At 50.5% G+C, this 18,938-nt stretch carries 16 protein-coding genes; 14 read left to right on the forward strand and 2 right to left on the reverse strand.

Annotated features, from left to right (window positions below; genetic code table 11):
- Positions 1-350 precede the first annotated feature (350 nt).
- Positions 351-2,246 (forward strand): PrkA family serine protein kinase, encoded by a 1,896-nt coding sequence (locus IJ22_RS01795; RefSeq protein ID WP_062406816.1) that lies wholly within the window; start codon positions 351-353, stop codon positions 2,244-2,246.
- Positions 2,247-2,398: 152 nt separating this feature from the next.
- Here IJ22_RS01795 and IJ22_RS01800 read toward each other — a convergent pair whose 3' ends face one another.
- Positions 2,399-3,949, reverse strand: a complete 1,551-nt coding sequence (locus IJ22_RS01800) for an ATP-binding protein (protein ID WP_062406818.1) — start codon at positions 3,947-3,949, stop codon at positions 2,399-2,401.
- Between the two features lie 320 nt (positions 3,950-4,269).
- Between IJ22_RS01800 and IJ22_RS01805 the strand changes: the two genes are divergently transcribed.
- Entirely contained in the window at positions 4,270-5,067 is a 798-nt protein-coding gene (locus IJ22_RS01805; RefSeq protein WP_062406820.1) for a class I SAM-dependent methyltransferase, read from the forward strand.
- On the opposite strand, the gene IJ22_RS01810 is transcribed toward IJ22_RS01805, so the two are convergent.
- Positions 5,042-5,329, reverse strand: a complete 288-nt coding sequence (locus tag IJ22_RS01810; protein ID WP_062406822.1) for a hypothetical protein — start codon at positions 5,327-5,329, stop codon at positions 5,042-5,044. The two genes, IJ22_RS01805 and IJ22_RS01810, sit on opposite strands and share 26 nt — an antisense overlap.
- An 81-nt stretch (positions 5,330-5,410) precedes the next feature.
- Between IJ22_RS01810 and IJ22_RS01815 the strand changes: the two genes are divergently transcribed.
- The 12 genes from IJ22_RS01815 (at position 5,411) to IJ22_RS01870 (ending at position 18,901) form a co-directional block, all read left to right on the forward strand.
- A complete protein-coding gene (locus tag IJ22_RS01815) occupies positions 5,411-6,760 on the forward strand; it encodes an MATE family efflux transporter (protein ID WP_062406824.1) in 1,350 nt (449 codons plus the stop codon).
- 189 nt (positions 6,761-6,949) lie between these two features.
- Positions 6,950-9,121: an ATP-binding protein gene (locus IJ22_RS01820; protein ID WP_235594230.1), complete on the forward strand. Its 2,172-nt coding sequence runs from the start codon at positions 6,950-6,952 to the stop codon at positions 9,119-9,121.
- Positions 9,122-9,182: 61 nt separating this feature from the next.
- On the forward strand, positions 9,183-9,944 hold the full coding sequence (locus IJ22_RS01825; protein WP_062406825.1) for a response regulator transcription factor: 762 nt from the start codon (positions 9,183-9,185) through the stop codon (positions 9,942-9,944).
- A gap of 149 nt (positions 9,945-10,093) precedes the next feature.
- Positions 10,094-10,369 carry a hypothetical protein gene (locus IJ22_RS01830; protein ID WP_054817123.1) on the forward strand — a complete coding sequence of 92 codons (276 nt, stop codon included), beginning with the start codon at positions 10,094-10,096 and terminating at the stop codon, positions 10,367-10,369.
- Positions 10,370-10,438: 69 nt separating this feature from the next.
- Positions 10,439-10,843: a P-loop NTPase family protein gene (locus IJ22_RS01835; RefSeq protein WP_062406827.1), complete on the forward strand. Its 405-nt coding sequence runs from the start codon at positions 10,439-10,441 to the stop codon at positions 10,841-10,843.
- Between the two features lie 174 nt (positions 10,844-11,017).
- Positions 11,018-12,037, forward strand: coding sequence for a LacI family DNA-binding transcriptional regulator (locus tag IJ22_RS01840; RefSeq protein ID WP_062406829.1), 1,020 nt, complete (start codon positions 11,018-11,020; stop codon positions 12,035-12,037).
- A 132-nt stretch (positions 12,038-12,169) separates the two neighbouring features.
- The gene (locus IJ22_RS01845; RefSeq protein WP_062406831.1) at positions 12,170-13,216 is read left to right on the forward strand and encodes a TRAP transporter substrate-binding protein; all 1,047 of its coding nucleotides are present in this window, start codon (positions 12,170-12,172) and stop codon (positions 13,214-13,216) included.
- Between the two features lie 95 nt (positions 13,217-13,311).
- Positions 13,312-13,869 (forward strand): TRAP transporter small permease, encoded by a 558-nt coding sequence (locus tag IJ22_RS01850; protein ID WP_137669980.1) that lies wholly within the window; start codon positions 13,312-13,314, stop codon positions 13,867-13,869.
- The gene (locus tag IJ22_RS01855; protein WP_062406835.1) at positions 13,870-15,150 is read left to right on the forward strand and encodes a TRAP transporter large permease subunit; all 1,281 of its coding nucleotides are present in this window, start codon (positions 13,870-13,872) and stop codon (positions 15,148-15,150) included.
- A 25-nt stretch (positions 15,151-15,175) separates the two neighbouring features.
- Complete coding sequence (locus IJ22_RS01860; protein ID WP_062406837.1) at positions 15,176-16,240, forward strand: Ldh family oxidoreductase; 1,065 nt, start codon at positions 15,176-15,178, stop codon at positions 16,238-16,240.
- A 5-nt stretch (positions 16,241-16,245) separates the two neighbouring features.
- The gene (locus IJ22_RS01865) at positions 16,246-17,409 is read left to right on the forward strand and encodes an iron-containing alcohol dehydrogenase (protein ID WP_062406839.1); all 1,164 of its coding nucleotides are present in this window, start codon (positions 16,246-16,248) and stop codon (positions 17,407-17,409) included.
- 22 nt (positions 17,410-17,431) lie between these two features.
- Positions 17,432-18,901, forward strand: a complete 1,470-nt coding sequence (locus IJ22_RS01870) for an aldehyde dehydrogenase family protein (protein ID WP_062406841.1) — start codon at positions 17,432-17,434, stop codon at positions 18,899-18,901.
- Positions 18,902-18,938 lie beyond the last annotated feature (37 nt).

An 18,938-nucleotide genomic window follows, 5' to 3' on the forward strand; every position in this document is an offset into this window, starting at 1 on the left:
TCATCGTACGATTATTATACCACAGCCGTACTTTCCGCTCCTTTCCATTCTTATCGTTCCCCTTTGGATAAGCCTTTCGCCTCATTTAAGGTTTTGGCCAATTTTGTCTAAAATTTCGGTCAACTTACTCCCGTTCACTGCATAGTTATTTAATACACTTCAAAATTTTAAAGAAGATGTAAGGAAAGATATCTTAGGTTGCACTGAGCATGTATGGACGTCACCCTGAAGAAGCTTTTCGAAGCGTTTAGTGCCATGCAGCGGAAGAAGTTGAAATCGGTTTTGCACTGCAAAACTCAACCTGTGCTTTTGAAAAAGGTTGCCGCGCAAAACCCGGAGGAGGTTGAATCATGGACTTATTCAAAAAAATCGCCGATTATCGCACGGAAACGGAAAGGCTTGCTTGGGCAGGAACGTTCGCCGAGTATATAGAAAAACTGCGGGAAAATCCGCGGTTGGCAATGACGGCTCATGCGCGAGTGTATGAGATGATTGCCTCCCAAGGCATAGTAGAGGAGAATGGGCGTCGAAAGTATAACTTCTTTGAAAAAGAGATTTTCGGGCTGGACCTGGCGATTGAAAAGCTCGTAGAGGAGTATTTTCATTCTGCCGCCAGACGGCTGGATGTCCGCAAACGGATACTGCTGCTGATGGGTCCGGTGAGCGGCGGAAAGTCCACCATCGTGACCTTGCTCAAAAAAGGTTTGGAACAGTTTTCACGAACCGATGAAGGGGCCGTTTACGCGATCCAGGGCTGCCCGATGCATGAAGAACCGCTTCACTTGATTCCTCATGAGCTGCGGCCTGAGGTGGAAGCGGAGCTTGGGGTCAAAATCGAAGGCAATCTGTGTCCGTCCTGCCAGATCCGTCTTCGCGAAGAGTACGGCGGCCGTATTGAAGATGTGCTGGTTGAACGCGTGCTGATTTCTGAGGAAAACCGGATCGGGATCGGGACATTCAGCCCCTCGGATCCCAAATCCCAGGACATAGCGGATCTGACGGGCAGCATCGACTTTTCGACGATCACCCAATACGGATCGGAATCGGACCCGCGGGCATACCGGTTTGACGGCGAGCTAAACAAGGCAAATCGCGGTCTGATGGAGTTTCAGGAAATGCTCAAGTGCGACGAGAAGTTCCTCTGGAACTTGCTCTCGCTCACCCAGGAGGGCAATTTCAAGGCGGGCCGTTTTGCCCTCATTTCGGCCGACGAGCTCATCATTGCGCATACGAATGAATCCGAGTACAAGGCGTTCATCTCCAATAAAAAGAACGAAGCGCTGCAGTCGCGGATGATCGTGATGCCGATTCCTTACAATCTGAAGGTGTCGGAGGAAGAAAAAATTTATGCCAAGCTGATCAAGCAAAGCGACATGAAGCACGTGCATATCGCGCCTCATTCCTTTCGCGCGGCGGCGATTTTCTCCATACTTACCCGTCTCAAGGAATCCAAAAAGCAGGGTATGGATCTCGTGAAAAAGATGCGCATGTACGATGGCGAGGAGGTCGAGGGCTACAAGGAAGCGGACTTGAAGGAGATGCAAAACGAATATTTGGAAGAAGGCATGACCGGCATTGATCCGCGCTACGTCATCAACCGGATTTCCAGTGCGCTCATCCGTCATGACTTGGAGTTTATCAATGCGCTGGATGTGCTTCGTGCGCTGAAGGACGGACTTGACCAGCATCCTTCCATCACGAAGGAGGAGCGGGAGAGGTACCTCAATTTTATCTCCATCGCGCGCAAGGAATACGACGAGCTGGCGAAAAAAGAGGTACAGAAGGCGTTCGTCTACTCCTTCGACGAGTCGGCCAAAACGCTCTTCAACAACTATCTGGACAATATAGAAGCTTATTGCAATTGGGCGAAAATCAAGGATCCGCTCACCGGAGAAGAGATGGATCCGGACGAAAGACTGATGCGCTCCATTGAAGAGCAGATCGGGATTTCGGAGAATGCGAAAAAAGCGTTCCGGGAGGAAATTTTGATCCGTATGTCCTCCTACTCGCGCAAAGGAAAACGTTTTGATTACAGTAGCCACGAGCGTCTGCGCGAGGCGATTGAAAAGAAGCTGTTCACCGATCTGAAGGATATCGTCAAAATTACGACGTCTACGAAAACGCCGGACGAAAACCAGCTGAAGCGCATCAATGAAGTGATTAAGCGGCTGGTCGAAGAGCACGGCTATACCACAGCATCGGCCAACGAGCTGCTGCGCTATGTCGGCAGCCTGCTGAACCGGTAAACAAGAGGCGCAGTGAAGGCTCGCAACACGCCGGTACGCCGGAACTCATCATAATGGAACAGCCTCCCGGGGCGATCGGACCCGGGAGGCTGTTTTGGCGTCAGGATTCATGAAAGATCAGCGTTGGAGCCCGTTTTCGGCTCGCTCTGGCTCTATGGGAGAGGATCTGTTTGGAGAGCAGGCATGAAAATTTCCACGGTTGTTCCTTTGCCGAGCTCGCTGTAAATTTTCATTTTTCCCGCATGATTTTCGATAATCTTGTAGGTTACCATGAGGCCGAGCCCCGTCCCTTTTTCCTTGGTGGTGTAGAAGGGCTCACCCAAACGGGTGATCCGGTCCTGCGGGATGCCGCAGCCTTCGTCCGTAAACCGCATGAGAAGATTTCCGTCATCCGTCACTCTCAACTCGACGTGGATGGTTCCGCCTTCTGACATCGAATCGATGGAGTTATTCAATATATTGATAAACACTTGTTTGATCTGATTTTCATCGCAGTTGATTTTTGGCAGGTTCGGATCCGCATGAACGATAATCTCCACGTTATGAATGATGGCTTGGGAGTTGAGCAGCAGGATGGTGCTGTGGAGGATCGTTTCCGGATCTTTCGGTTGAAACTGAACCGATTGAGGCTTGGCTATGACCAAAAACTCGCTGACGATAAAATTGATCCGTTCCAGTTCATCAAGCATAATGCTGAAGTAATGATCGTATCCGCTTACTTTGTTTTGCATCAGCTGTACGAATCCTTTGAGTGAAGTAAGAGGGTTGCGAATCTCATGAGCCACGCCGGCGGCCAATTGACCGACAATGGAAAGCTTCTCGGAGCGGATAATCATCTCTTCCGCGCGCTTGCGCTCGCTGATGTCCTGGCCGATCATGTAGACGCCTGCAATTTGCTTGCCGACGATGATAGGGAAATTCAAGACGCTGAGTTCAATCCGTTTCCCGTCCTTACCGAGGAACGAAATCTCATAATGCGCAGTGGAACCGTTAAGCGTTTCCTTGAAATATTGCTCCCACCGGGGAAAATGGTCCTTCGGAAGATACGGATGGATCGACTTATGAAGCAGCTCTTTCTCCGTATAGCCTGACACATTGTGCATGGCGGGATTGACGCTGGTGATCAAGCCGTTCAGATTGAAGGAAATGATGGGATCGGGATTATGCTCGAATAACGATTTATACCGCAATTCGCTTTCCTCTAGAGAAATCTCCGCCTTCTTCTTATCATAAAGCGCCTTGATCATGGCATACGAACGGGCAAACCGGTGATCTTCTTCCTGAGCGAGAATCGTTTCAAAGATATCGGCGCCTTCGTCATCCTGAGGAATACCGCGGTCGAGCTCTTTCATCTTGCGAAGCAGGCTTATGATGTTGGTGATGTGCTCGCCGTGGATCCATGCAGCGGAAGCGGTCTTGTAACGATTCGAATTATCGGAGCGCAGGGTGACGATTCCCTTGCGGGGCGCATATTCGGTCACATGGTTCATGTTCACCACGTTCATTTGATCGATCAGCCGAAACCCTTCCTCATACAGCATTTCTTCAAAGGCTTCCAGTGAAGAAGCCCAGTAATATGTATCGGATACCGTATGAATGATAAACTCATTATTCCGTATGCATTCTATCTTTACAATTTCATCGGAAGGGATGAGCATAATGTCGGAGCTCTTTTTATTGCGTATGACTGGAATTTTTTGCATAGATTGAAATCACCTACCTGTCGCATTCGATACATTATATCATGGATGCTTGGATAGAAACAAAGTAAGAAACAGGGGATCTAAAAAATTTTATAGGCTTACCGTATCCCTTTAATAGATAATTAATTATATCGTTTACAAATATCATTAGTAAATAAGTAGTAGAAAAATGGCGATATTTGTCGTTTTTATTATCCTAATTGGATACGAAGAACTATGTTTTTGATTTTTTATAGATACAGGCTATAAATTTAATTGCTCCTATATATTGGATTAATAAAGAGCGATCCCGGATAATGGAAATAAAAGGAGAGATGCACATGAAGGAGAATCGAATGGAACAACGATGGGACGCTGAGCATTACGATGAACGGATCGGATTTGTCTCCCGATTGGGTCAGAGCCTGATCGGCCTGCTCCAGCCGAAGCCGGCAGAACGCATACTGGATTTGGGCTGCGGAACGGGTGACCTGACGCATCAGATCAGCCTGAGCGGAGCAGTCGTTACCGGTTTGGACTGCTCGGAGACGATGATAGCTAAAGCGAAGGAAAAATATCCTGAGCTGCGTTTTGTAGAAGCTGACGGGGAAACGTTCCGGTTGGAGGAAGGAGAGGCTCCATATGATGCTGTGTTCTCCAATGCGGCGCTGCACTGGATGCAAAAACCGGACAAAGCCATAGAATCGGTGTGGCTGTCGCTGCGGCCGGGCGGACGTTTTGTCGCCGAGTTCGGCGGATTCGGAAACGTAGGCGCCATTATTCAAGCATTGACCTCGGCGGTAGAGAGCTATGGAGTGCCGGTGGAAAAACGGTATCCTTGGTATTTTCCAAGCATCGGGGAGTATGCTTCTCTTTTGGAGAAGCAGGGCTTTGCCGTTGGTTATGCGGAGCTGTACGACCGGCCCACGCCGCTGGATGGCGGAGAACGGGGTCTGCGCCATTGGCTGGCTGCTTTTGCGGGTACGTTTTTTGCCGGATTGTCCGAAGCCGAGAAGGAAGAAGTGTGCCTCCGGTGTGAAGCCGGCTTGAGGCCAAAGCTGTACGACGGCAAGCAATGGATAGCCGATTACCGCCGGATTCGAATCAAGGCCGTTAAACCTGTCGAACAGGCTGGTTGAGATGGGCCGGCAGTGCAAGTGAGGAAGTACGATGTTCTAACAGCCACACCTTTTTCTCGATATGGGATATTTTTTGCTCAAGGCGATCAAAGTTTGTATGAATATGGGAATAACGTCTTTGGATGGACGCCAGCTCTTCGATAATCGATTGCAATTCGTTATCCATGGGAGGAAGCCCCTTTCCATTCGTAATCTGCTCATAGGGTTCGGGTCTGTTCCTTTTTTTGGGTCCGTTGCGCGGATTCGCGGGATTCTGTGGCATGCTGCCTCTTGTTGGCAGACTTACATTCAGTCAAAATGATATTATGTCTTCATACTATGAAAGGATTCAGGACCTGCATACATGAACAAAGGGCTAGCGGAATTTACAAAACATTGGAAGCTGATTCTCGGCCTGGCGATTCCTTCCATCGTCTCTTTTGCCGCCGGTACGGTTACGGGAACCATCAATCTAATCATGGTGGGGCCGATGGGGGCGCTGGTCATTGCGATTGTCGGTGTTTCGAATATCATTGTGTACAATGCCTGGGCGCTTTGCTCCGGTTTTGGCTTTTCGGTCAATTATTTAGTGGCGCAGAACTACGGGGCCGGGCAGATGGAGCAAGCGGTCAGGCGGACGTATATAGCGCTTTACGTCAGTGCGGGAGCAGCCCTGCTGGTCGTGTTGACGGGCTGGCTGCTGTCGGCGTTTATCCTGAAGCTGATGGGCGGCTCTGCGGAGCTTGTCGCCAACGGTGCCGACTATTTGAAATACCGGTTGTTTGCTATCGCCTGCTTTATAGTCAGCTTTGTGTTCCAAGGCTTTTTCCGCGGCATCGGGGATGCACGGACACCGATGCAGATGTCGCTTCTGGCCAACGGGACCATGATCTTTTTGACCTGCACATTGACTTACGGCAATCTGGGTTTTCCCGAGCTTGGCCTGCGGGGAGCGGGGCTAGCGGTGTTGATCGGGGAAGCGCTTGGCCTCGTCGGCAGCGCGTATGTGTATTTCTTTCGTCTTCATCGCCGCTATGGCACACGCCGCCGGATCGCCGCGGACCGATCGGACATTCGCCTGATCGCAGGCGAAAGCGGGAAGCTTGGCGTGCAGGAGCTCGCCATGAGCGGTGCCATGTTTATATTTACGATGTTTGTCACACGACTGGGAACGGAGGCCTTAGCCGCCAATGAGATCGCCCTGAACGTGATGGCGCTGGGCTATATGCCGGCTTTCGCTTTCGGGGCGACGGCGACGATTCTTGTCGGACAGGAAATCGGCCGCGGCGAGCCTTACCTCGCCAGAAGGCTCGGCACGGATGTGGCCGTGCTCGGCAGCCTGTTTTTGCTCTTGATGGGAATGGCGGAATTTGTCTTCTCCGAAACGGTGGCACGTCTGTATTCGAGCGATCCGGCCGTTTATACGCTTGCCGGCAAGCTGATTATGATTTCAGCCTTCCTGCAGCTATTTGACGGTCTGCTTAACTATTATTCCGGCGCCCTGCGAGGGCTGGGCGACACTTCTTTTCTCGTCCGCGTATCGCTGGTGCTGAACTGGCTGGTGTTCATCCCTTTAGCGTATGGGTTAACGTTTATGGCAGGGCTCGGAAGCGCGGGGGCGTGGTTGTCCCTCTACCTGTTTCTCGGCTTGTTTGCTCTTGTGGTCTGCATACGATTTTATCGAACGGACTGGGATGCGGCACGCCTAAAGTAAATCTTCTGTTCGCAAAATCCCGCGCAGGCGTTGGCTTAACACGGCCTCGCTGCGGGGGGTGGTTTCAACGGACAGGCAGGATTTTTGGCCGATTGGAGCGAATTAACATTTAACCCCAATTGTTAGTTATTAAGAACGAGACGGAGCGCGTTAAGGCAAGAAGGGTGCTGCGAACAAGGCGGGCTTGGATTGGCTCAGAATCGCACCAAATCCGTAATCGAAGCCCGGGAGAGTGAATGGAACAGCATGCCCAGCGAAAGAATGTTTCCCGTATTGACCGCGTTTTTCTTGCTGCTGCTAATTCTGGCCATGGCTCTCTTTTCGGAGGGGAGCCGGTTTTTCTCGTCTTTATCTCATGCGGCTGCTGCGGAAAAAGGCGTCCTGGATTTGCGAACCCGGGACTGGAAGCCGAATGAAACCGTGTCCCTGAACGGCGAGTGGGAATTTTATTGGAACCGGCTTGTCCCCCCTGATGAATTTGCAGAAAATGCAAACCCGCTGCCGATGCAGTATTTTTCGATTCCAGGCGCTTGGAATAAAACGGTGACGGGAGGCCAATCCCGCCCGGGTGACGGCTTTGCCACTTACAGGCTTAAGGTTCTTTTGCCGGAGCAGGCCGATGAAATGCTTATGCTCTGGATTCCGGCGATGAATACGTCTTACAGGCTTTGGGTGAACGGACAAGAGGTTGCAGAGGCGGGTCATGTCGGGACGTCGAAGTGGAGTTCCGTGCCCCAGTATATTACGCAAACCGCGGCAGCGCACACGCAGGATTCCCAATTGGATTTGGTGCTCCAGGTATCAAACTTTGACCATCAAAAAGGCGGCGTCCTTAAACCCATCAAACTGGGGTCAATCGATATGATCATGCGCTCCAAAGAGCTGTGCACCGGATTCGACACGCTGCTGATCGGCAGCCTGCTGATCATGGGGTTGTACCATTTGGGGGTGTTCGCCGCTAGAACGAAGGAACAGTCCGTACTGTACTTCGGCCTGTTCTGCCTGTTATTCAGCTTACGGGTGACACTGCTTGGCGAAAGTGTCCTGACCAGAATGTTCCCCGATTTTAATTGGACGCTTTTGCTGAAAATGGAGTATTTGACGGCTGCCTTGGGCATCCCCTTGTTCGCGCTGTTTTTCTCGAAGCTGTATCCGTGCGAAAGCTCCCGGAAGATCGATTTCGCTTTATGCGCACCGATGCTGGCCTACTCTTTATTTGTCGTTATTTCTCCTACAACGGTGTTCACCCCGACACTGATCGTTCTGCAGTTGTTTGTCGCCGCAAGCATTGTTTACTTCATGAGCATCATCACGCTCGCTTTGCTGCATAAACGGGAAGGCAGCGGCATTGTTCTTGTGGCCTGCTCTATTTTTGCCTTGACGATTGTGAATGACATGCTGTACGCGCACGAGCTTGTGCATACGACTGATCAAATGTCGGGGTATGGCCTGCTTATCTTTGTTTTTTCCCAATCCATACTGTTATCGACCAAGCTGTCCCGGGCTTACATCAACGAGGAAAGGCTCTCGGCTGCTCTGACCGAGCTGAACACCGGACTTCACGATAAAATCAAATCGCACACCCTGGCTCTTGAACAGGCGAACGAAGCGTTAAAACGGAAAAATGACGAGCTCTCCCGTTTGGAGAATTCCCGCAGTCATCTGCTCAGCAATATCTCACACGATCTTGGAACGCCGCTTACTACGATTCAATGCTATCTGGAAGCGATTATGGACGGCATGGTGGATACGGAAGATCAGAAAACCCGTTATCTTCAAATCATCCACAGCAAGGTAGTCGGGATGGACCGGCTGATTGAAGACTTGTTTCACCTTTCCCAATTGGAGGCAAGGCAGGTCGCCTTTAAAATGCAGCCGATGCAGACCCGGCGTCTGATAGAACTGCTTTATACAAGATATGAGTTGGATGTACGAAACGCGGGACTTCGTTATACATTGAATATGAAGGGAACGGCTGCCGAACGCGGGATGTTCTCCACGGTTGAGGTCGATTTGGAGCGGCTGCATCAGGTGTTCGGCAATTTGATTCATAATTCCGTCAAGTTTACGCCTGAAGGCGGCTCGATCGATGTGGAGCTGGTCGATGACGGTCAAGGCATGCTGTGCCGAATCAGCGATAGCGGTATCGGAATCCATCCGGAAGACTTGCCCTATATATTCGACCGGTTCTACACGAACAATAAATCGCGCAACGCCAAGACAAGCGGTAAAGGGCTCGGATTATCGATTGCCAAAGAAATCGTTGAGTATCACGGCGGACGTATATGGGTGGAGGGATCGGATCATCAGAAGGGTACCGTCATCTGCTTTTCCATCCCATTGGCGCAAGTGAAAGAGTAACTTGCCGGTTCATCGGCATGCGCCAACCGCGATTTAAATATAGAATGAAGGTGAATAAGGAATGACAGGCCAAACCATAATGGTTGTTGAAGACGACTACGAGATACGCGACGTCATCCGGCTGTATTTGGAGAAAAACAACTATCGAGTGGTGTGCGCGGAGGATGGAGAGAACGCACTCTCCTTGGCTGTGGCAGAGCAGCCGGATCTCATCATTCTCGATGTGCTGCTTCCCGGCCGAAGCGGGTTTGAGGTTTGCAGTGAAATGCGGAATATCTCCGGCGCGCCGATCTTGTTTCTGAGCTGCAAGAAGGACGAAGCGGATAAAATCAAGGGGCTGGACGCAGGGGGAGACGATTACATTACGAAGCCCTTCAGCCCCAATGAGCTGGTCGCCCGGGTACGGGCCAACCTGCGCAGATCGCATTTGGCGGGCAATGGGGCGGCCGAGAGCCCGGAGCAGAGCAAGCCCTCTCAGCTTCATATCGGCTCACTCCACATCGACAGCCTCAGTCGTGTCGTAAAGGTGAACGGGCAGGAAGTGACGCTGTCGCGCAAGGAATTCGATCTGCTGAGCTTTCTCGCCTACCGCCCGGAGCAGACGATAAGTCACGAATATTTGTTTCGGAAAATATGGGAACAGGAATGCTTTAACGATACGCGGACGATCATTGTACATGTGAGCAATCTCCGCAAAAAGATCGAGCCCGATCCTTCCGCCCCCCAGTACATTATTAATGTACATGGTGTAGGCTATAAGTTTGCCAAGGTGGCCCGCGAGCTCCAGCCCGGGCATGATGCCAGGCACGGTTCCGCGCTGTAAAGCCGCGCGTCTCCGCGGATCTTCCGCGCTTCGCCGGCAAGCGCGATCCTGCAGGGCAGCACGGACGCCGGCCGGTTGTGCTATACTGTGGGAACAGGACAGTACAGTATCAAGAGCTTCTGCTCAAAAGATGAAAGGGGATCAGGCGGATGGATATCCAAATCGTCAAATCCGGCATGACGTACAGTAAAGAGGACGGATATGTCGGGCATGTGCAATTTACGTGCGAAGGGCATCAGGCGCCATATGAAATCACGTTTCACAGCAAGAATGCCAAAGAATGGATGTACAGCTTGAACTTTGCGAAGGAATCGGGGCCTGAACAGGAAATCCTGTCGCTGGAGGAAATTCTTGAGGAAGACGACGAGCTGTTCGATCGGCTGGTGAATGAAGCGCAAAGCAAGCTGGAATCCGGACAAAGCTGACAGAAAATCCTCTGTTCGGAAAATAAACGCCGGTCTGCGATGTACAACAGGTTGAAGGAGGCTTTCAGGATGAACGAGCTGCTGAAGAAGATGAACTACAAAAATCAACAACGTTTGCTGGTTTTGAATGCCCCTGAAGAATTTCATCCTCACCTGCAGGCTTTTCGTGAAGCGGCTGAGGTGGACGAAACCATCGGACAATCAGAGAGGAAGCTCTACGGCTTCGTGCTTGTCTTTGCCAAAAACAGCCGGGACGTTATGGCCATGGCGCCGGAGGCGGTGAAACGCTGCGAGCCGGGAGGGCTGCTGTGGTTCGCATACCCCAAGAAGACATCGAAAAAATATAAAGCGGATATTTCGCGGGATGAAGGCTGGCAGCCGCTCAAGGAGTTAGGCTTCGAGGGTGTGCGCCTGATTGCCATTGACGACGATTGGTCGGCCATGCGTTTTCGCAGCGCCAGGCAAGACCTTTGAATGGAATACGTGTTGGAATCATGGAAGTGACCATTTCCCCATGGAAATGGTCACTTTTCTATAAAAGCCGGGAAATATTTTTTGGAAAAAGTATTGAACATTTTTAGGAATATGTTATTATAGTCCTATAAAACCGGTTTCAGAAACCGGTTTTAGAAAAGTGAGGAGGTTTTTATGGCGACCATTGATGATGTTGCACAACGGGCGGGAGTTTCCAAAAGCTCGGTATCCAGGGTGCTCAACGGTAATTTTGAATATATGTCCGAAGAAATGAAAAATAAAATTTTAGCTGCCATAGCGGAGATGAACTACAGTCCTAATTCGTTAGCGCAGAGCTTGAAAAAGAAAAAAACGAAGGTCATCGGCATCATTTTATCCGATATTTCGAATCCTTTCTGGGCCGAGATTTTAAAGGGTGCGCAGGAGGAAGCGAACCGATGCGGATACGGGATCATGGTCAGCAGCTCCAATGAGGATCCCGAGTTGGAAAGAGACAATATTCTCATGCTCAAGAGCCGGCAGGTAGACGGCGTCATTATAAATACCATCGGGAATACGAACGAATTATTCGAGGAGTTCATTGCAAAAAAATATCCTTTTGTGCTGTTGGACCGTTTGGCCGGGGACATGAAAGCGGATACGGTTGTGGTTAACAATGTAAACGGGGCCAAGCAGGCGATTCAATATTTAATTGATCAGGGTCATCGGCGAATCGGCATTCTGCTCTATCCGACGAATAACAAGAGTCCCCGTATCGAAAGGCTGGAAGGATATAAACAGGCCCTCAGCATGAACGGCTTGCCGATCGACGAGTCGTTGATTAAGATTTGTGATCAAAATAACGGCAGCGGAATTCAGGCGACTCAAGAATTGCTATCGATGTCTGATCGGCCGACAGCCATATTCACAACCAATGCAAGACTTAATTTGGAGGTGCTGAGCGGAGCAAAAAAAGCAGGATTGAGAGTTCCGACGGATGTATCCATCTTCGGCTATGATGACTTTCCGTGGATACCGCTTTTGGATCCACCTTTAAGTACTGTAGCGCAGCCGGCTTACGAGATGGGGGTCAAAGCAGTAGCTTTGTTGATTCATAGATTGGAATCCAAAAAGAAAATGAAGCCGCAGATTATTCAATTGGAACCCAAAATCATTATCCGCGCTTCATGTTCTTCCCCTGTAAAAATCGAGTAAGGAGTTGATGCCCATGGAAAAAAATGGCCTTCAAAGAGAGGTATTGGGAGTACGCTCTTTGAAGGCGGATCAAAGAAAGAAAAAATTTTAAACGCAATGCTATTATAGCAAAAAACAAGCAGGAGGGTTACTATGAAAAACAAAAAATGGGGAGCGATTATCCTGGCCTTGTCTTTTATGCTGACGGCAGCGGGCTGCGGTTCCGGTCAAGGAACGCAAGGCAATAGTGCCAACGCCCCGCAAGGATCGAAATCGGACAATAAAGCCGCTTTCGTATTTAAACTTGGCCATGGAACCTCGAGCACGTCTTTATATCATACGGGAGCCGTAAAGTTCAAAGAATTGGTGGAAGCCAAAACCAACGGTCAAATTAAAGTGGATATATATACCGACGGTACGATCGGCCAGGATAACGACTTGATCAACTTTATGAAAACGGGCAACGTTCAAATGGGCATGATTGGAGTCGAACCGGTCGCCGTCATCGCTCCCAAATTAAAGGTCATTGGTCTGCCGTATATTTTTCCGAACAGAGAAAGCGCATACAAGGTGCTTGACGGCCCCTTGGGGGCAGAGATGGTAAGCGAGCTTCCCCAACAACAGCACCTTCGCGTTTTAGGCTATTTTGAAAACGGTTTTAGGAATGTCTCCAATTCCAAGAGGGAAGTGCTGACCCCTGCCGATTTACAGGGTCTTAAGCTGAGAACGCCTCAGAGTCCGGTCTCTCTTTCTATCTTTAAAGCGCTTGGCGCCAATCCGACTCCGATGTCGTTTGGAGAGCTGTATACGGCGCTGGAGCAAAAAACGGTGGACGGACAAGAAAACCCGCTTTCCCTGATTTACACGAATAATTTCCACGAAGTGCAAAAGTATATTTCCATTACCAATCATATGTATTCGCCGATGCTGCTGATGATCAGTGAAAAAACATGGTCGGAGCTGTCGCCGGAATTGCAGAAGGCGGTCCAGGAAGCGGCGAATGAAGCAAGGGACTATGAAAGAAAAGTAAGCGCGGAGCAGGAAGCCGATTTGATGAAGAAGCTGGAAGAAGCCGGCGTGAAGCTCAGCAAGCCCGATCTGGCTCCATTTGTTGAAGCGACCAAAGACGTTCACAACGAATTCGATGCAGAGTACGGCGCGGATTTGTACAAAAAAATAACGGAAGCAACAAAGCAATAAGATTGCCGGGTGCGGAGGCACTGTCTCCGCATCCTACCTCCGTCCGGCATGCATAATCCTCATTCAACCGTAGGAGATGGTATCTCTTGAAAAAGATGTCCAGGACGTTTACACGCATCGTTAACGTTTCAATGGCAGGGGCTCTTTTGTTAATGGCCATTCTGGTGTTTGGCAATGTCGTGCTTCGGTATTTGTTTAACACAGGAATTACCTGGTCCGAAGAAGCGGCAAGGTTTCTGTTCGTTTGGCTTACCTTTTTGGGGGCCGTCGGCGCTTTAAACGAGAATCAGCATTTGGGCGTCGATCTCGTGCTAAAAAAGCTTTCTCCAGCCCTTCGAAAGCTCGTCTTTTTGATCAGCAATGTCATTATGCTGTGTATTTTGGGATTAGTGCTTGATGGAAGCTGGACGATGGTTCTTCTGAATTGGAATACTAAATCTCCGGCTATCGGAATTTCGATGTCCGTTGTTTTCGGAGCCGGAATGGTGATGGCCATCGGTATGGCAGCGATTATTGGCATCAAGCTTTTTAAAGCCTTTTTTCAACATATCCCGGTTTCTGAGCTGGATCAAACCCGTGAATCTGAAGAAGAAATCATGTCGGTGCCAAATTCATCCTCAAGTGCCGCGTTCTTGGAAAAGGGGGTGAGATAAATGGCCCTAGGCATTTTTGTCACTTCATTGCTCGGCGCCATGGCGCTTGGAATGCCGATCGCTTTTGCCCTGCTGGCCAGCGGCGTGGCTTTAATGTTCTTTTTGGACATGTTCGATACCCAGATCGTTGCGCAAAATCTGATCAACGGGGCGGATAACTTCCCGTTAATGGCCATCCCCTTCTTCATTCTTGCGGGGGAACTGATGAATCAAGGCGGCATTTCCAAACGGATCATTACTTTTGCCCTAGCGTTTGTAGGACATATTCGGGGGGGACTTGGTTATGTGGCGATTATCGCCAGTCTGATCTTTGCGGGGTTGTCGGGATCCGCTGTTGCGGACACCGCAGCGCTTGGGGCTATTTTGATCCCCATGATGGTGAAAGCCGGATATGACCGCAATCGGTCAACGGGGTTGATTGCAGCCGGCGGCATCATCGCGCCTGTCCTGCCTCCCAGCATTCCGATGATTATGTTTGGCGTGACGGGCGGGGTATCCATTACACAGCTTTTTATGGCTGGCATTGTGCCGGGGATTCTCATGGGCGTAGGTTTAACCATAGCGTGGGCGATCATTTCCCGTAAAAGCGAAGTAGAGGTTTTTCCGCGCAACTCGGCAAGGGAAATGTGGAATGCGACCAAACAAGCTTTCTGGGCGCTGCTGCTGCCGCTTATTATTATCGGCGGGCTGCGCGGCGGCATATTTACTCCGACGGAAGCGGCGGTGGTTGCGGCATTTTACGCGTTATTCGTCGGTGTAGTCATCTATCGGGAGCTGAAAATCAGCCAATTTTTCAGTGTACTGGTGGCCGCCTCCAAAACGACAAGCGTAGTGATGTTCCTGGCGGCTGCGGCTATGGTGTCCGCCTGGCTAATCGCTTTTGCGAATATTCCGGCCCAATTATCCGATTTGCTGGGGCCATTTGTTGAACATCCGCTAATGCTGATGATCGTTATCACCGTTCTGGTCATGATCATTGGTACGGCGATGGATTTAACGCCTACGATCCTGATCTTAACGCCTGTCCTGATGCCGATCGTGAAAGAAGCAGGCATTGACCCGGTTTACTTTGGCGTTTTGTTTGTTTTGAACAATTGTATCGGATTGCTTACTCCTCCGGTGGGCACCGTGCTGAATGTGGCCTGCGGGGTTGGGAAAATCAGTATGGAAGAAATCATGAAGGGCATATGGCCTTTCTTGCTGGTCCATACTCTGGTTCTGCTGCTGCTGTTGTTCTTCCCTGCCATCGTAACGGTTCCGCTGCAATGGTTAATCAAATAATAAATAGGCTATAGGGGTGGAGAAAATGATCTTTAAAGCAGAGCATTTGAAGGAATACCTCCGGCGCATTTTGCAAAATGCGGGGCTGTCGGAGACCGATGGCGGCACAGTGGCCGACAGCCTGGTAGGAGCCAACCTGCGCGGCGTGGATTCCCATGGGGTTACCCGATTGTCCATTTACGTCAAGCGCTTGAAACTGGGTGTCGTCAATCCGAAACCGAATATTCGCGTAGTCGCGGAAAGCGACGCCACGTTATTGATCGACGGCGATGACGGCATGGGGCAAGTCGTCGGGAAGAGAGCGATGGAATTAGGCATGGAGAAAGCCCGCCGGAACGGTGCCGTCTATATTGGAGTAAAAAAATCCACCCATTTTGGCACGGGGGCCTATTTCGTTCAGCAGGGTGTGAAGGAAAACCTGATTACGTATGCGATGTCCAACGCTCCCTCGACGATGGCGCCCTGGGGCGGGATTCAGCCTTATATCGGCACGAATCCTTATGCGTTCGGCATTCCCGCCCGCAAATACAACCCGATTATTCTGGACATGGCCACCAGCGTAGTCGCCAGAGGAAAAATCATTACGGCGGCTCAAGAGGGCAAGCCGATTCCCGAAGGGTGGGCCATCGACAAGGAGGGAAGACCCACCACGGACGCACAGTCTGCCCTGGAGGGTTCCGTACTTCCTTTTGGAGGACCCAAAGGATATGCCATATCATTGATGATCGATATCATGAGCGGTGTGTTGACCGGAGCGGGATTCGGACCGCACATCAACAACATCTACGGCGATTACGACAAGCCGCAAAATGTAGGCCACTTCTTCCAATTGATCGATATTTCGCGTTTTATGCCGGTAGACCTATTTAAGCAGCGGGTTGACCAGATGATCGAAGAAATCAAATCTTCTCCGAAAGCCGCAGGCGTGAACGAAATCTTCGTGCCTGGAGAAATCGAATATAACATCGAGCGCAAAAGGCTGGCCGAAGGCATTCCCCTGACCAGGGAAGTGTACGAGGATATTAAACAAGTAGGGGAAGCCTGCGGCGTCCATATAGAAGATTTTCAAGATAAATCGATAGGAGCGTAGTAGACATGAACTTATTAAGCCGGGTTTTTACGTACGAACTGCCGACGGAGATCGCCTTTGGCGTCCATGCCGTAAATGAGCTTCCCAAGTGGATCGACAGCTTGAAAGGATCAAAGGTTTTCATCGTTTCCGATCCCGGGGTTGCGCAAGCAGGGATTCTGGACAAAGTGACTTCGCCGCTTGCAGAGGCTCATATCACATTTCATACCTTCACCGAAGTGGAACGGGAGCCTGATGTCAAAACGATTGAAATCGCGACGGCGGAGGCGAAAGCTTTCGGTGCCGATCTTGTGATCGGAGTTGGAGGCGGCAGTGCGCAGGACGCTGCCAAAGCCGTGGCGGTGATGGTGAATAACGAAGGGAAAATCACACAATATGCCGGTTTGAATCATATTCCCAATCCTGGCTTGCCGATCATTTGTATCCCGACGACGGCGGGAACGGGCAGCGAGGTGACGATTTGGACGGTCATTTCGGAGAAAGATTACCATCGCAAATTCGGCATAGGCGGTAAATATCTGGCACCAACGCTGGCGCTCTGCGATCCGGCTCTCACCTTATCGCTCCCGGGCCCGATGACGGCAGCAACCGGAATGGACGCCTTGACGCACGCTCTTGAATCGTTCGTGAACAAGGCGACGCAGCCGATTTCTGAAGCCTTATCCCGCGAAAGCATGCGCTTGATTGCAAAAAGCTTGCGCAAAGCCGTCGTGCAGGGAGATAACCTGGAAGCGCGTTATGATATGCTGCTGGCGAGCACGATTGCGGCGATGGCTTTTAACCCTACGCGGTTAGGCCTGGCGCATGCTTTATGTATGCCGTTAGGCGGGAAGTTTAAAGTTCCGCATGGTACTGCCAATGCCATTCTTCTTCCGCAGGTGATGCAATTTAATTTTGTCGGCAATTTGGAAAAATTCAAGGAAATCGCCGAGATTTTCGGGGAAAACACGGCAGGACTGCCGTTAAGGGAAGCGGCCGAGCTGTCCGTCAAAGCCATTAAAAAATTAAATCAGGACATCGGGATTCCTGCGGGTCTCAGAGAATACGGCGTAACGGAGGAGGATCTGGATTATATTGCCAAGGAAGGCATGGAAAGCGGCAATGTATGGGTCAACCCCCGCAAACCGACGTTGGAAGATTTGAAAGAAATCGTCAGACAATCCATTTAACCATGTACAGGAGGATGCAATCATGAGCGCGAGGCAAACCGAAACGAAAGTGTACCAAAATTATATTAATGGAGCATGGGTAAACGGCAGCACCGGAGAGTTTTATCAAATCGTCAATCCGGGCAATACAGATGATGTGGTGGGAAGCTTCCCGCTGTCTACGGCAGAAGATATGGATCGGGCGGTCGTCTCTGCGCATCAAGCGTTCCAAAGCTGGAGAAAGGTGCCCGCATCCGTACGGGCTGAATATATTTACCGTTTCATCGCCTTATTGGATGAGAACAAAGAACGGTTGGCTGAAGCGCTGTGCCGGGAGCAGGGAAAGCCTTACAAAGAGGCATTTACCGAAGCGGCCCGGGGCGTGAAGGAAATGCGGTATGTGGCCGGGGAAGCCGCCCGTCTGGAGGGAATCACTCTGCCTAGCGACCGTACAGGTGTAACAAACACTGTCGTGCGCGTTCCGATTGGCGTGGTAGCTGCCATTACACCATGGAATTTTCCTATTCTCACCCCATTGCGAAAAATCGTTCCCGCTCTCATCGCCGGCTGCACGGTTGTGTTGAAACCGGCGAGCCAGACGCCTCTCACAGCGGTCATTTTAACGGAACTGTTCGAACAAGCGGGACTTCCGGCCGGTACGGTCAATCTGGTTACGGGAAGCGGGCGCAAAGTGGGTGACGCATTGGTAAGCCATCCGCTGGTAAGAGGGGTCTCTTTTACAGGGTCTACCCATGTCGGCAGAAACATCAATAAACTGGCTGCTGAAAACTTTACCAAGGTCCAATTGGAGTTGGGCGGTAAAAATCCGGCTGTCGTTGCCGATTATGCGAATTTGGAAAGAGCCGCCACTGAAATTGTGAATTCCGCTTACACGAATGCCGGCCAAAGATGCACCGCCATCAGCCGGGTCATCGTTCTGGAACGGCATGCAGAATCGCTTGAAAAGCTGATCGTTGAAAAAGTGAAGCAGTATCGGGTCGGCAACGGAATGGACCCGGGGACCCAAATCGGTCCGGTTGTGAGCGAAGACGCAGTAAATACGATTCAGGAATATATGAAATCCGCGCAAGAGCAAGGGGCGTCCATTGTTCTCGGAGGCAGCAGATTGACGGGCGGCATCTATGATAAGGGGTTTTATTTCGAGCCCACCGTGATTACTCGGGTCACGCCTGATATGAAGGTGGCGAAAGAAGAAATTTTTGGGCCGGTTCTTGTGATCATCCGCGTGGCATCGTTTGAAGAAGCGGTTCGCGTAGCCAACGATACGGAATATGGGTTGACCGCCTCCATCTTTACGGATCAATTGGAGTGGGCCTATGATTTTACGGAAGACGTCGAATCCGGAATGATCCACATCAATAACGGTACGATCAGCGAAGGCCATATGCCGTTCGGGGGCGTGAAGCATTCGGGTCATGGCGCATATTCCATCGGTCAGACGAATAAAGATTTTTATACGGAATTAAAAGTGGTTTATACGCAATACAAGTAAGTCCCGATTTTATTTCGGCATTTCTAAAACCGGTTTT

The sequence above is a fragment of the Paenibacillus naphthalenovorans genome (assembly GCF_001465255.1).
GTDB lineage: Bacteria > Bacillota > Bacilli > Paenibacillales > NBRC-103111 > Paenibacillus_G > Paenibacillus_G naphthalenovorans.